Below are 14,400 nucleotides of genomic sequence, written 5' to 3'. Positions count from 1 at the left end.
CCGTTCGCACTCGTCGGACGCCGTTCCCGGGCGTAGCACGCAGCGGAGCCTTGGGGGACGCAGTGGGGAAAATTTCGCGATGAAAGTATTGTCGGTCACCTCGGAAATCTTCCCGCTGGTCAAGACCGGCGGATTGGCCGATGTGACAGGATCCCTGCCGAAGGCGCTTGCTGCCCTCGGGATCGATACCATAACGCTCATTCCGGGTTATCCGAAAGTGATGGCCCAGGTAAGCTCCGGCGTGACGCCGCTTGCTCTGTTCGACGACCTGCTCGGTACCCGCGCGTCGCTGCTGCATGTGAAAATCGAAGGCCTGAACCTGTTCGTGCTCGACGCGCCGGAACTCTATGACCGGCTTGGCGGACCTTATGTCGACGAGCATGGCAACGACCACCACGACAACTGGCGGCGCTTCGCAGCTCTGTCGAAGGCTGCGGCGGAAATCGCCGGTGGGCTTCTGCCGGGTTTCGTACCCGATGTCGTTCATACCCATGACTGGCAATCGGCGATGACGTCGGTCTACATGCGCGAAATGGGCTGCGCGATTCCGAGCGTTATCACCATCCACAACATCGCGTTCCAAGGCCAGTATTCCGCAGACATCCTTCCCGCGATCGGCCTTCCCAGCTCGCTGTTTTCAATCAACGGGATCGAATATTTCGGTGGCATCAGCTACCTGAAGGGCGGATTGCTCACGGCCGATGCCATCACCACGGTCAGCCCCACCTATGCCCGGGAGATCCTCACGCCGCGTTTCGGCATGGGCCTTGACGGTGTCCTGAACGAGCGCGTGACCGTGTTGCGCGGCATCGTCAACGGCACAGACCTCGACATCTGGGACCCGGCAACGGATCCGCATATTCCGCGCAATTACGATGTCAGTTCGCTGAAGCGCAAGCGCGACAACAAGACCGTATTGATGGAAAAGTTCGGGCTCGACCCTGAAGGCAACGGACCGATCTTTTCCGCCGTCAGCCGCCTCACCTGGCAGAAGGGTTTCGACATGTTTGCCGATACGGCGGACGAGGTCATCCACAATGGCGGTCGTATCATCGTGTTCGGCCAAGGCGACAAGGATATCGAACAGGCGCTGCTGGATACGGCTGCGCGCTATCCCGGCAAGATGGCCGTCCACATCGGCTACGACGAACCGACCGCGCATCTCATCCATGCCGGTTCGGACGCGATCGTGCAGCCCTCGCGGTTCGAGCCCTGCGGCCTGACGCAGCTTTACGCGCTTCGCTACGGCACCGTGCCCGTCGTCTCGCGCACAGGCGGGCTGTCGGAAACCATCATCGATGCCAATGATGCAGCGATGTCGGCACGGGTTGCGACCGGCTTCCAGTTCCACCCTGTGACGACCGACGGACTGCGTCTCGCGCTGCGCCGGGCCATGCACGCCTACCAGGAACCGAAAATGTGGGCCCGGCTGCAGAACCAGGCGATGAAGGCGAAATTCTCCTGGGAGCGCAGCGCCCAGCAATACGCCACCGTCTACACCAACCTGGTGCGCAAGGCCGGCAACTCCTCCGCGGACCGACGAGCGAGCTACTGATCCGGCAGGTGCCGTGATCGGCACCTGCGTCGTTTGATTCCTTGACGAACACGGCGCACGGCGCACACAGCGTTCGGCTAACGAAAACCGCAGGTCTCAGACCGACCGCGTCAAACCACCGTCCACCTTCAGGTTCTGCCCGGTGATGTACCCGGCACCTTCGGATGCCAGGAATGCCACGGTTGCGGCGATTTCCTCGCTTGTGCCGTAGCGCTTCATCGGCACGCTGTCGCGCCGATCATCGGTTGCCGGCAGGCTGTTGATCCATCCGGGCAAAACGTTGTTGATGCGCACATTGTCGGCCGCGTAGGTATCTGCAAAGATTTTCGTATAAGCGGCGAGCCCGGCGCGAAACACCGCCGATGTCGGGAACATCGCGGACGGCTCGAAGGCCCAGGCGGTCGAGATATTGACGATAGAGCCAGATTTCTGTGCCTGCATGATCGGCGCCACCAGCCGCACCGGACGGATGACGTTGAGCAGATAGACATCGAGGCCGGTATGCCACTGGTCGTCGGTGATCTCGACGATCTGTGCACGCGGTCCATGGCCGGCGCTGTTGACCAGCACGTCGATCCGTCCCCATGTCTCCATAGTCGCATCAACGAGCCGCTTCAGATCGTCGTTCGACTGGTTGGAGCCGGTGATGCCGAGCCCCCCGAGTTCCTGCGCCAAGGCCTCGCCCTTACCTGAAGAGGATAGGATCGCTACCTTGAACCCATCGGCCGCGAGCTTCTTCGCAGACGCCGCTCCCATACCGCTTCCGCCCGCTGTGACGATCGCTACCTTTTCTGCCGACATACTGTGCTTCCCTTCCCTGCATCGTGGTGTGAACAAGGACATAGCATGAGGAAAAGCTGTCATCGAATGAGTTCGGCTGAAGGCTGGTGAGTTCTGCCCTTGGGGCATACCACCCAAACGAAAAACCCCGCCGGAGACCGGCGGGGCTTGGAGATCAGAGTATTCAGGCTGCCATCACGGACGGCGGAACAGTGCCAGGCTGCGGCCTTCCAGCTCGAAGTCCCGTTCCTTGGTGATCACGAGACCCTTCTTGGAATAATCCGACGTGGTCATCTCCAGCACCCAGCCACCTTCGCCGAACTGCGGGATCTGGAACGGCACGTTGCCTTCGAACGGGTTGAACAGCAGCAGCACGTCGTGCCAGATGCCTTCTTCTTCCTTCAGGTCGCCACGGCCAATGTACAGACCGATCGTCGAGCCTTCGTCCCACTGTTCGGAGGTCTGGAAACCACCGCCGGCGTTGAACCACTTGATGTCCATGCCATCGCGCCAGTTCTCGCGGCGCAGCAACGGCTGCTCGTGCCGGAGCTTGATGATCTGGCGGGTAAACTCGCGCAGCTGCTCGTTGCTTTCAGGCAGGTTTTCCCAGGCGACCCAGGAGATCTCGCTGTCCTGGCAGTAGCCGTTGTTATTGCCGAGCTGGCTGCGACCGAACTCGTCACCGGCCAGCAGCATCGGCGTGCCGTGCGAGAACATCAGCGTGGCGAGGAAGTTGCGCTTCTGGCGCTCACGCACCGCGTTGATGCCCTCGTCTTCCGTCGGGCCTTCCTCACCGTAATTGTAGCTACGGTTGTCGTTATGGCCGTCGTTATTGTCTTCGCCGTTCTCGTCGTTGTGCTTCTCGTTGTACGAAACCATGTCGTTCAAGGTGAAGCCGTCATGGGCGGTGATGAAGTTGACCGATGCCCAGGGACGACGACCGCGCTGATCGTAAAGATCGCCGGAACCGAGAAGGCGCGCCGCAAAGTCCGTCGAGACGTTGTCGCCCTTCCAGTATTCGCGCACCGTATCGCGGTACTTGTCGTTCCATTCGGCCCAGCCGGGCGGGAAGCCGCCGACCTGGTAGCCGCCCGGACCGATATCCCAAGGCTCGCCGATAAGCTTGACCTTGGAGAGGACCGGATCCTGCGTGATGGCATCGAAGAAGCCACCACGCTCGTTGAAGCCTTCCGGCTCGCGACCGAGAATGGTGCCGAGATCGAAGCGGAAGCCGTCGATGTGCATGGCTTCAGCCCAGTAGCGCAGCGAGTCGGTGACCATCTGCAGAACGCGCGGATGCGAGGTGTTGACCGTATTACCGGTGCCCGTGTCGTTGATGTAGTAACGATGCTGGTCGGGCATGGTGCGGTAGTAGGAGAAGTTGTCGATGCCCTTGAACGACAGGGTCGGTCCAAGCTCGTTGCCTTCGGCGGTGTGGTTGTAGACCACGTCGAGAATGACCTCGACGCCGGCATCGTGGAAGTTCCTCACCATCTCGCGGAAACCCTGGATGCCCTTCGGCCCGAAGTAGCGCGAGGCCGGCGAGAAGAAGTTAAGGGTGTTGTAGCCCCAGAAATTCTTCAGGCCACGATCGAGCAGGTGCTGGTCATCCGGGAAGGAGTGGACCGGCAGCAGCTCCACCGAGGTGATGCCGAGGTTCTTGATGTAGTCGACCGTCGCCTTGTGGCCCATGCCTTCATACGTGCCGCGCAGATCGATCGGAACGCCGGGATTGAGCTGGGTGAAGCCCTTCACATGCGTTTCATAGAGGACTGTCTGTGGCCAGCTGATCTTCGGACGGTTGTTGTCGTACCAGTCGAAATTCGGGTCGATGACAACGCCCTTCGGCGTGTAGGGACCGCTGTCGCGTTCGTCGAAGGTCAGGTCCTTGTCTTCGGCAAGGAGATCATAGGCAAAATGTGCCTCGTTCCACTCAACGTCGCCGAACAGTTCGCGTGCATAGGGGTCGATCAGCAGCTTGTTGGGGTTGAAGCGATGGCCGTTTTCCGGGTCATAGGGGCCATGGACGCGGTAGCCGTAGAGGGCGCCGGGCTTCAGGCCGGGGATATAGCCGTGCCAGATCTCGTGGGTGTATTCCGGCAGTTCGAGGCGGGCGATTTCCACCTTGCCGCTCGGGTCGTACAGGCAAAGTTCGACGCGCTCGGCATGCGCCGAGAAAATCGCGAAGTTGACGCCATCGCCGTCGTAATTTGCGCCCAGCTGCAGCCAGGAACCCGGGTGAACGACAAAGTGGCTCGATTTCGTATCCATATTTCCCCGCTGGTCATACCAATTGAAACTTTCGCCTATAGAAGGTGCGAGGCTGCAATTCGTTCCAGAGGCCCTGTAATTTAGGAGGTTTCGCAAGTTGCCCGCGAAATTTTGAGGGCGGCACGCGTTTCCGGATGGGCCGCCTCCTCTATCTCTCTGTTGGTACCCATAACAACAGGGAGAAGACCATGACGACCATGCCCCCGGAAGAGCTCGAAGGCCGGCTGAACGCGCATCGCGAACTGATGATCGATCTGATCGCTGCAATGATTGGCGGCGAGCTGACGACCACCCGTTTCGTGCAGCGGCTGCGTGACGACGCTACATTCAAGGACAACGAGGAAGATCCCGGTTTCTCCCCCGATGGTGCCTTCGCGATCGAAAACGCCATGGCCCGCGAAGTGCGCTCGGTGCTGGAAGCGGCACGTGCAAGGGCAAAAGCCGACAAGAGTTAATCAAATTTTGTGAATAAGGCCGTTTCGCCGCATTTGTGGCCATTTCGTGGAACCATGATTCCGTATCGCAGTTGATAGGCTTTAGGAGTGTGGCGGGAGGCAATCATGGTCAAGGAATGGATCGAGGCTGCAGGTCTCCTGATGGTCATTGCGGCCTGTTACATGATGGTCGTTCCGATCTAGCGATCGACAGATCATCCGATTGATTGACACCAGCGACGCATAACTGTGGCTGGCCTCTTCGCTGACGCCAACCTTTGATCGGCGAGACTTCCTGTGAGCTTGGCGCGTTCGAGTCGTTCAGTAACGTAATGTTACATCGTGTAAGATCTGGAACGAAATGACACCGGTCGGGTTGGACATCCAGTGACCGGGCGAAAAACCTTGTGTTCACGACGGGAGATCCATCATGCATCACGTTCTGACAATGCTGAAGACCCGGTTCCTTTCGCATCGCAGCTTCGGCCAGCCAAAGCATCTTGCGGCCAAAAGCCCGCAAGAGCTTAGGGTCCTGGTGCCCGATGCCGTCGTACTGCCGCTTCCCAGAACAGCGCGAGAGGAGATCAGTGTCCCCGCGTCGATCAATGGCAGGGATCTCTCGACTGGCCGCCTTTAACCGGGCCGGCCACGACAACAGTCCATGACAATAAAAAGGAGTGAAACATGGCTGACATGAAGTCCGCTTCCATCCTGATTCTAGCAACCGACGGCTACGAGCGCTCGGAGCTCCGGTTTCCGCTCGATGAACTGCGCAAACGTGGTGCCGACGTGAAGATCGCTTCGATCAAGTCTGGAGAGATCAGAAGCTGGGACGAGACCGACTGGGGTGACTCTGTCGCGGTCGACCTTGAAGCGAAGGACGTCAAGGCAAGCGATTTTGATGCGCTGGTTCTGCCCGGCGGACAGATCAATCCCGATGTGCTGCGCAAGGATGAAACGGCGATCAGCGTCGTGCGAGATTTTGTGGCGAGCGGCAAGCCTGTTGCTGCCATCTGCCATGGTCCATGGCTGCTGATAGAGGCGGATGCCCTGCGTGGCCGCAAGGCGACATCCTACCCGTCGATCCGGACCGACGTTCGCAATGCAGGCGCGTCCTGGCAGGACGAAGCCGTGGTCTGTGATAACGGCATCATCACATCGCGGTCACCCGACGACCTGCAGCAGTTCGTCGACAAGATCGTCGAGGAAGTCAACGAAGGCCGTCACAACAGACAGGCCGCTTGATTGCAGAATGACTGATAACGAAAGCCCGCTCCGACATCGTCGGTGCGGGCTTTCTCTTGTCTGGGTGCCACGAGATCATACGCTGGCCGACTGAGCGAGAACCGGTCCGGTCAGATCTGTTCCTGCTTCAAAAATGCCAGAAGCCGGCGCTCGTTCATGCGCAGACCGCGGCGGCCGTCCGTCGGCAGGGTCTTCGCGTTCATGATCTTTTCGAGCGGCGAGACATCCTCGGCAAGGCCCAGGATCTGCGGATGGATATAGCTGGTGCGGCAGACGGCAGGCGTGTTGTGCAGCGCTTCGGAAGCCGCGTTGCACAGTGCCTTGATCTTGGGGCGGTGTCCGTCCTCAGCCATTGTATTCCAGGCTGACATGAAGGCTGCGAGGCTTCCGCCCCAGGTGCGGAACGTCTTTGCCGTGACCGGAAAGCCGGCGGCCTTGGCGAGATAGGCGTTAAGCCGGCCAGAATCGATCGGTCGCGGCGTACCGTGTTCATCGGGAAACGAAAACAGCTGGCGTCCCGGAAGGTCGGCGACGTCTTCCAGGATACGTTGCAGACGCGGATGTTTCAGCGTGTGCTGCACCCGCTTGCCACCCTTGGCGGTGAATTTCAAAAGGATGCCGTCGCCGGACAAAACCATGTGCCGCTTCAGAAGCGTCGTTGCGCCATAGGTGCGGTTTTCCTTGGCATAGGCGCGGTTGCCGACCCTCAGATGTGTCATGTCCATCAGCGCCACAAGTGCGGCGATCACCGCCTCGGACTTGTCGAGACCATGCGACAGATCGCGGGCAGCTCTGGACCTGATGCGCGGCAAGGCCTCGCCAAACTGGGCAAGCTGGTCGAACTTGCGCTCGCTGCGGAAATTCTGCCAGTCCGTGTGATAGCGATACTGCTTGCGGCCGCGGCTGTCATAGCCGGTTGCCTGGAGATGGCCGCTGGCATCAAGGCAGATCCAGACGTTTTCGTAGGCTGGGGGCAGGCCGAGTGCGGAGATGCGGGTATGGTGGTCATCCTCAACCAGCAAGCCACCATCCGGCAACCGATAACTGAACCCCTTGCCGCGTCGTTCCCGCCGAATGCCGGGTTCGGTATCGTTGACATAGGTGAGGCCGATCGTCTTGAGAGACTCGACGTCAATTTCAATGGTGCTGACTAACGTATCCATAACCGCTAAACTGAGATGGATATCGCTTCGTTCCCACGCATTGAAACACCCAGAGAACTTAAAGAGGGACGTCGCGCAAGCCTTCCGAAGCGTCCGGGCGCTCCAGGTTGGCACGCGGTACCGTCATCCGCCAGACCAGGCCGCCGGGCCGGAAATCAATATCGACAGTGCCGCTGAATGCAGCGGTCGCGTGGCGCTTGATGATGGTCGTGCCGAACCCGGTGCGGGTGGGCGGCTTTACCGTCGGGCCGCCGCTTTCTTCCCAGACCAGAAGCAGGTTCACACCACGGCTCTCGCCGTCTCCATCCGAGACCGTCTCCTCGGCGATATCGCTCCATGAGATCCGTACCGTACCATGGGGTACAGACAATGCGCCGTATTTGACGGAATTGGTGGCGAGTTCATGCAGCACCAAGCCGAGATTCTGAACTGCACCCGCCTTCAGCACGAAATCCTCGCCCTGGATCTGGACGCGGTCCGCCGCTTCCGCAAACGTGCTCATGTGGATCTCGACGACCCGATGCATCGGAACACCGCCCCATTGCTCTTCGGCGAGAGCCTCGATCGATTTCCCCAGCCCCTGGAGGCGGGTGCTGATTGCCCTCTGGAACTCGTCCATCGGCGTATCCTTGCGTGCCAGCTGGCGCATCATAGCCTGGACAAGCGTGAGGATGTTCTTTGTCCGGTGAACCAGCTCGTGCAGGATGAGATGAATACGGTCTTCCGCCTGGCTCCGGTCGAACGAGGCGTTCGAAAGCGCGACGGCGATCTGGTTCGCCTCGGTGATCTTGGTCTCCACCGGCGAGACGATTTCGCCCTTGCCGATCCGTTCGGCCATGTCGGCGATCTGCCTAATCGGGATCCGCAGCTGCCAGGCGACGAGGTAGGCGACGACCATGGCTATGGCGAGAAAGACGATGCCGCCCGCAACGAGCTGCCGCCAGGTGGAGATAATGTTTTCCTGCGCGGACGCGATCGGCCCCCAGACGACGGTCTTCCAGGCCCAGCCGGTAATCTGCGCATAGCCGTACATCTGTTTGCCCGCACCATCGACATCTTCGATCGTGCCGCGAAAACCGGTCATCAGCCGAAGAGTTTCGCTGGGAAACCTGGCGCCCTCCGCCATCTTTGCGGCACCGACCGAGGTGACGACCTGACCGCTGCTATCGAGGACCGCGGCAGACCAGCCATCCGGCAGGCCATCGACGGACAGTAGCTTTTGCAGATCCTCGGCATTCTGCGTGATGATCATCGCAGCGCCCGAGGCGTTTGTCTTCTCAGACAGCGGCATCGCGACGTTGAAGACCCACTTTCCGCTGGTCGTGCCGCGAAACATGCTGGAGGCTTCCGTCAAGCCGCTGCGCAGCATGGATTCGAGCGCTGGCATGTTGGCGGTCTTGCCGAGCGGCGTATCGAAGGGGACGCGGGTATTCAGCCGAAGCTGTCCGTCCCGGTCTGCGACGATCACGAAAAGCTTGGTGGAACGCAGGCTCGACCGGGTCCGCTCGTGGAAGGCGCGAAGGTCACCGGACTCCAGCTCGGGAGAACTGACCAGCAGGCGCAGCGTCGTTGCCATGTCCTGCAGCTCGCGGTCGACCGCACGAGCGATCATCTGGGCGTCTTCTGCCGTATTCGAGGAGAGCATGTCCCGTTCGTGCTCTTCCAGCTGCAGCATGAGAAAGGCGCCGAAGACAAGCAGCGGTAAAGCCACGCCCACGACGAGCGCGATCAGATAAGCCCCGATCGGTGCCGTCGGGAAGAGCCGCGCAAACCTAGCCATCCCGCACGACCGTTGCGCGGGAAGGTTGGCAGCCAGCAGAGCCGCCGCGCTGGTGATCCATTCTTAGCCCCGTCCCTTGGCTTTGAAAGCAACGCCATGAGTTCTAGCGGCTTTTGGAACACTGGCCAAGGACTTGGTGATGTGGCCGTCACCTTTCCGTCGAATATTCGAATATTCAGTGCCGCGAAATCGCGGCAAGCAGCGACGTTGCCGGCATGACGAGCGGCCCAGTTCCATCGGCAACGACGGTTTCCGGCACCCGGTGGATCACAAACCCGGAAATGCCAGGTGCTTCGACCTCAGACGCGCTCAGATTGGCACGCAGTTGCACGAGACGATCCGACAGCTGCCAGTCGATTGCGATCGTCTCCGGCGCGGAGGCAAGAACGCGACCGACGCTGTGAGGCATGCCGGAAAGCCCCGGAACCACGTGCTCGCGCCGCTTTCCGATCAGATCCCGGATCTTCCCGTAGGCGGCAGAGCCCTCCGCCGTGTCGCGACGCTCCCAGCGCAGTTTCGATTTCTCGAACGCTTCCGGCGCATTCGGATTGTCCAACTGCCAAGGTTCTGTGACGCCTTCCGGCAGGCCGCCGAATTTTTCCGCCTCGATCAACCGGTTGGCCCAGGTGGTCATGGCGATGTCGCCCTCGTATTCGGCAAAGAACGCGAACGGCTGCACTTCCCCATATTCCTCGCCCATGAACATCATCGGCACCTGCGGCGACAGAAGCAGCATTGACGTCATGACGTCGAGAAGCCCCGGCTCCGACAGGGAGATCAATCGTTCCCCATGGGCGCGATTGCCCACATGATCGTGGTTCTGCAGGAAGTGGATATACGAGGTAAGCGGCGAAGATCCGCCCGCGTCCGCGTCTGACCTCGCGTCTTGCTCGTCATCGTCCTGCGACGGCATGCCGCCATGCGCGAGGCAAGCGGCGAGCTTGGCGACCGGCTGCGCGGCAAAAGGTGCGGCATGGCCCACGGCCTCGCCTGTCGCGATCACATGTGCGGCGTGGTAGGCGTCGTTGTTCCATCCGGCCACAAACGCATCCGGCCTCCCGCCACGCTCCGGGTTGCGCAGGATGGCGCGATGGTCCTCCATCACGAGATGGCGCCGCCGACCCGTCGTTTCGGAATGAACGCGCTCTGCAAGTTCGACGAGAATGTGCTTCTCGGACGTTTCATCCAGGATCTCGTCCACCGCATCGATGCGAAGGCCATCGAGATTGAACTCTTCCAGCCAGTAGAGCGCGTTTTCGATGAAGAAAGCACGCACGGCTGGTTGGGCAAAGTTGATCGACGGACCCCACGGCGTGATAAACTGCGGATCGAAGAAAGACGGGATGTTCGAGACGATCAGGTTTCCAGCCGGGCCGAAGTGGTTGTAGACGACATCCAGCATGACCGACAGGCCGACCCGGTGGGCGGCATCGACGAAAGCCTTCATGTCATCAGGCGAACCGTAGGCGTGGTGCGGGGCATAGGGGAGCGCGCTGTCATAGCCCCAGCCGCGATCGCCCGGAAATTCGCTGACCGGCATCAGCTGAATGACAGTGAAGCCGAGATCGGCAAGATCGGCGAGACGCGACGCTGCGGCGCGAAACGTACCCTCGGCCGTGAAGGTGCCGATATGCATCTCGTAAATCACAGCCTCTTCCCAGGCATGCCCCTTCCAGGCCGGCATGTTCCAGCGGTAGAAGGCCGGATCGACGATCATCGAGTGGCCATCGACGCCACCGTCCTGCGCTCGCGATGCGGGATCCGCGAAGGCCTTACCGTCGGGCATGACGAACTGGTAGGGCGTGCCGGGCTCGACGCCTTCGACGGTCAGCGTGAACCAGCCCTGCCCGGCCGGCAGCATCTCGCGGTTGCGGCCGGCGATGCGGAGGCGCAGGCGCTCGATGTCCGGCGCCCAGAGGCGGAACAGAACGCTGTTTTCGCCGACATGTTCGGCACCCCAGGATTTGGGGAAGGATCGGCGCACGGGCGCGCCGGACGAGACGTGGCCGGACGCGGTCCGGCGCGAATCGTAGGGCGTGAAATCGCGGGTCAGCGACATGGCATCTCTCCCTTGTTTCAGTCACAAGGGAAACACGGGGCGGACAGGAATAGTTCCCTATTGCCCCGTAACGACCGGATTCGGGATAGGAAAATTGTCTTTTGTCAAGTCAATTTTCTGGCCCGATCATGGACTTAGCCGATGCGGTTGCCGCTTTCCGGATCAAACACGACGGCCTTGTCGAGATTGAAGGCGAAGCGGAATGTCTGGCCAAGCGTGACCGGTACTTCGGCGCGAGCGCGTCCCGTGAAATTCACCCCGTCCATCCGACCGGTCACGAACGTGTCGGAGCCCGTCGGCTCGACCATCGTTACCTGCGCATCAACGAAGGCAATCGCATGGGCTGTCGGATCGGCAAGGCCGGAATCGGTGATCGCTTCGGGGCGCAGGCCGAGAATGACATCCTTGCCCACGGACAGAACGGAAGTCACCGTCGGCGGCACGGCAACCGTCGTCGAACCGCCGAACAGGGCGACGCCGCCAGCGACGACCTTGCCCTTCAACATGTTCATCGCGGGCGAGCCCATGAAATCGGCAACAAACAGATTGGCCGGCAGATTGTAGATTTCGGCAGGCGTTCCGACCTGCTGTACGATGCCTTCCTTGAGGACGACGATCTTGGTCGCAAGCGTCATCGCCTCGATCTGATCGTGGGTGACATAGACGATCGTGGCGTTGGTGTTCTGGTGCAGCGCCTTGATTTCCGCCCGCACCTCGACGCGCAGCTTCGCATCAAGGTTGGAAAGCGGTTCGTCGAACAGGAACACGCGCGGCTTGCGAACCAGCGCCCGGCCCATGGCGACGCGCTGCCGCTGGCCGCCGGAAAGCTGGCTCGGGCGGCGCTTCAGAAGATGCTCGATCTGCAGGGTCTTTGCCACGCTTGCGACGGCCGTTTCCCGCTCCGCCTTGTCGATGCCGCGCATCTCCAGCGCAAACGCGATGTTCTCCTCCACCGTCATGTTCGGATAGAGCGCGTAGGACTGGAACACCATGGCGATGTCGCGCTTGGACGGATGCAGGTCCGTCACCACCTCGCCATCGATGACGATGTCACCGGATGTCGGTGGCAGCAGGCCGGCAATAGCGTTGAGCAGCGTGGACTTGCCGCAGCCGGACGGGCCGACCAGCACCAGAAAGCCGCCCTTTTCCAGATCGATGTCGATGCCCTTGAGGATCTCGACATTGCCGATCTTCTTGCGGATATTCTTGATCTCGAGAAAGCTCATGTTGGATCAACCCTTGACTGCGCCGGCCATCAGGCCACGCACGAAATAACGTCCGGCGACGACGTAGACGAACAGCGTCGGCAATGCCGCAAACACGGCGGCGGCCATGTCGACATTGTATTCCTTGACGCCGGTGGAAGACGAAACGAGGTTGTTGAGCGCCACCGTCATCGGCGATGCCTCGCCCGACGAGAAGGAGACGCCGAACAGGAAGTCGTTCCAGATATTGGTGAACTGGTAGATGACCGTGACGACGATGATCGGGCCGGAGCTTGGCAGCAGGATGCGCCAGAAGATCTTGAAGAAGCCGGCGCCATCCATCATCGCAGCCTTGACCAGCTCGTCCGGAAACGCCTCGTAATAGTTGCGGAAAAACAGCGTGGTGAAGCCGAGGCCGTAGACCACATGGACGAAGACGAGGCCGGCGGTGGAATTCGACATGCCCATGGCACCCAGCAGACGCGCCATCGGGATGAGCACCGCCTGGAACGGGATGAAGCAGGCAAACAGCATCATGCCGAACACCAGCTTGTGGCCGGGAAAGCGCCACTTGGTGAGAACATAGCCGTTGAGCGCACCGAGCAGCGTCGAGATGGCTACAGCCGGAACCACCATTTTCAGCGAGTTCCAGAAATAGCCCTTGATGCCGACGCAGGAGACGCCGATGCAGGCCTCGCCCCATGCCTTGACCCATGCGGCGATCGACGGATCTGACGGCAGCGCCAGCATGTCGCCGCCGCGGATTTCATCAAGAGACTTCAGCGACGTGGTCAGCATCACATAGAGCGGCAGCAGATAGACGGCGGCAAGGATGATCAGTGCGCCATAGATGAAATAGCGGACGGTGCGGACCGAGCCGGCGCTGACATTTTCAGGGATCGCGCTCAATGGTTCTTCTCCCGAAGCTCGGAATAGAGATAGGGGACGATGATCGCGGTAATGCCCATCAGCATCATCACGGCGCTGGCCGAGCCCACATTCATCTGGTTGCGGGTAAACGTGTAGGAATACATGAAGGTGGACGGAAGTTCGGTGGCATTGCCCGGCCCGCCGCCCGTGAGCGCGATGACAAGGTCATAGGACTTGATCGCCATATGCGCGAGCACGATGAAGGCCGACAGGAAGACCGGACGCAGCATGGGAATGATGATGCGGCGATAGATCGACACGGTCGAGGCGCCATCGATCTGGGCGGCTTTGACGATTTCGCCGTCGATGCCGCGCAGGCCCGCCAGAAACATCGCCATGATGAAGCCCGAGGCCTGCCAGACACCGGCGATGACGACGGTGTAGATCGCCATTTTCGGGTTGACCAGCCAGTCGAACTTGAAGCTTTCCCAGCCGAGATTGTGCATCGTGTTCTCAAGCCCGAGGCCCGGGTTGAGGAACCACTTCCAGGCCGTGCCTGTCACGACGAAGGACAGCGCCATCGGATAGAGAAAGATCGGCCGAAGGACGCCTTCGGCGCGGATGCGCTGATCCATCAGGATCGCGATGAAAAGCCCGATCGCGGTGCAGAGCACGATGTAGAGCACGCCGAATATGGCGAGGTTCTGCATCGCCACATACCAGTTGGGCTGCGACCATAGCCGGTAATAGGCATCGAACCCGCCCCACTTGTAGATCGGCATCATCTTCGACGTGGTGAACGACAGATAGACTGTCCACAGAATGAAGCCGTAGACGAACACCAGAATGATGGCAAAGGACGGCGCCAGAACGAGCTTCGGCAAGCCATTGCGCAAGCCATCGGCCATGGACCGCCGCGGCCTGGTCGGCGTCACCATCGGAGCCGGTTCGATTGTCGTCATGGGGGATCTCCGGATGCGAATAGAGACGTTTGAAGGTGCGCCGACAAAAACGCCCTCTCTGGCCTGCCGGCCATCT

Annotated in this window: 12 protein-coding genes; 4 read left to right on the top strand and 8 right to left on the bottom strand. The window is 60.6% G+C overall.

The window, feature by feature from the left end; translation table 11 throughout:
- Window positions 1-79 precede the first annotated feature (79 nt).
- Complete coding sequence (gene glgA / locus AC0JZ8_RS08375; protein WP_062461454.1) at window positions 80-1,555, top strand: glycogen synthase GlgA; 1,476 nt, start codon at window positions 80-82, stop codon at window positions 1,553-1,555.
- A 96-nt stretch (window positions 1,556-1,651) separates the two neighbouring features.
- On the opposite strand, the gene AC0JZ8_RS08370 is transcribed toward glgA, so the two are convergent.
- Together AC0JZ8_RS08370 and glgX are read right to left on the bottom strand one after the other, a co-directional pair.
- Window positions 1,652-2,356 carry an SDR family oxidoreductase gene (locus tag AC0JZ8_RS08370; protein ID WP_471892260.1) on the bottom strand — a complete coding sequence of 235 codons (705 nt, stop codon included), beginning with the start codon at window positions 2,354-2,356 and terminating at the stop codon, window positions 1,652-1,654.
- Between the two features lie 174 nt (window positions 2,357-2,530).
- Window positions 2,531-4,606 (bottom strand): glycogen debranching protein GlgX, encoded by a 2,076-nt coding sequence (gene glgX, locus AC0JZ8_RS08365; protein ID WP_471892259.1) that lies wholly within the window; start codon window positions 4,604-4,606, stop codon window positions 2,531-2,533.
- Between the two features lie 188 nt (window positions 4,607-4,794).
- On the opposite strand from glgX, the gene AC0JZ8_RS08360 reads away from it, so the two are divergent.
- The 3 genes from AC0JZ8_RS08360 (at window position 4,795) to AC0JZ8_RS08350 (ending at window position 6,285) form a co-directional block, all read left to right on the top strand.
- A complete protein-coding gene (locus tag AC0JZ8_RS08360) occupies window positions 4,795-5,061 on the top strand; it encodes a hypothetical protein (protein WP_325263368.1) in 267 nt (88 codons plus the stop codon).
- Window positions 5,062-5,470: 409 nt separating this feature from the next.
- Complete coding sequence (locus AC0JZ8_RS08355) at window positions 5,471-5,677, top strand: hypothetical protein (protein ID WP_325263370.1); 207 nt, start codon at window positions 5,471-5,473, stop codon at window positions 5,675-5,677.
- A 47-nt stretch (window positions 5,678-5,724) separates the two neighbouring features.
- Window positions 5,725-6,285 (top strand): type 1 glutamine amidotransferase domain-containing protein, encoded by a 561-nt coding sequence (locus AC0JZ8_RS08350; RefSeq protein WP_062461469.1) that lies wholly within the window; start codon window positions 5,725-5,727, stop codon window positions 6,283-6,285.
- Window positions 6,286-6,395: 110 nt separating this feature from the next.
- On the opposite strand, the gene AC0JZ8_RS08345 is transcribed toward AC0JZ8_RS08350, so the two are convergent.
- The 6 genes from AC0JZ8_RS08345 to AC0JZ8_RS08320 all read right to left on the bottom strand — a co-directional run bounded on the left by AC0JZ8_RS08345 (window position 6,396) and on the right by AC0JZ8_RS08320 (window position 14,324).
- Window positions 6,396-7,421 (bottom strand): DNA topoisomerase IB, encoded by a 1,026-nt coding sequence (locus AC0JZ8_RS08345; protein WP_162728415.1) that lies wholly within the window; start codon window positions 7,419-7,421, stop codon window positions 6,396-6,398.
- 85 nt (window positions 7,422-7,506) lie between these two features.
- A complete protein-coding gene (locus AC0JZ8_RS08340) occupies window positions 7,507-9,228 on the bottom strand; it encodes an HWE histidine kinase domain-containing protein (protein ID WP_471892258.1) in 1,722 nt (573 codons plus the stop codon).
- A 175-nt stretch (window positions 9,229-9,403) separates the two neighbouring features.
- Window positions 9,404-11,287 carry a malto-oligosyltrehalose trehalohydrolase gene (gene treZ, locus AC0JZ8_RS08335; protein ID WP_471892257.1) on the bottom strand — a complete coding sequence of 628 codons (1,884 nt, stop codon included), beginning with the start codon at window positions 11,285-11,287 and terminating at the stop codon, window positions 9,404-9,406.
- 134 nt (window positions 11,288-11,421) lie between these two features.
- On the bottom strand, window positions 11,422-12,513 hold the full coding sequence (locus AC0JZ8_RS08330; protein ID WP_062461478.1) for an ABC transporter ATP-binding protein: 1,092 nt from the start codon (window positions 12,511-12,513) through the stop codon (window positions 11,422-11,424).
- Between the two features lie 6 nt (window positions 12,514-12,519).
- The gene (locus tag AC0JZ8_RS08325) at window positions 12,520-13,401 is read right to left on the bottom strand and encodes a carbohydrate ABC transporter permease (protein ID WP_062461481.1); all 882 of its coding nucleotides are present in this window, start codon (window positions 13,399-13,401) and stop codon (window positions 12,520-12,522) included.
- A complete protein-coding gene (locus AC0JZ8_RS08320) occupies window positions 13,398-14,324 on the bottom strand; it encodes a carbohydrate ABC transporter permease (RefSeq protein ID WP_082471979.1) in 927 nt (308 codons plus the stop codon). The genes AC0JZ8_RS08325 and AC0JZ8_RS08320 overlap by 4 nt, the downstream gene beginning before the upstream one ends.
- Window positions 14,325-14,400 lie beyond the last annotated feature (76 nt).

The organism is Velazquezella soli, assembly GCF_977018685.1.
Note: the sequence above shows the minus strand (reverse complement) of the source record. Positions and strands in the feature narration are given on the sequence as shown.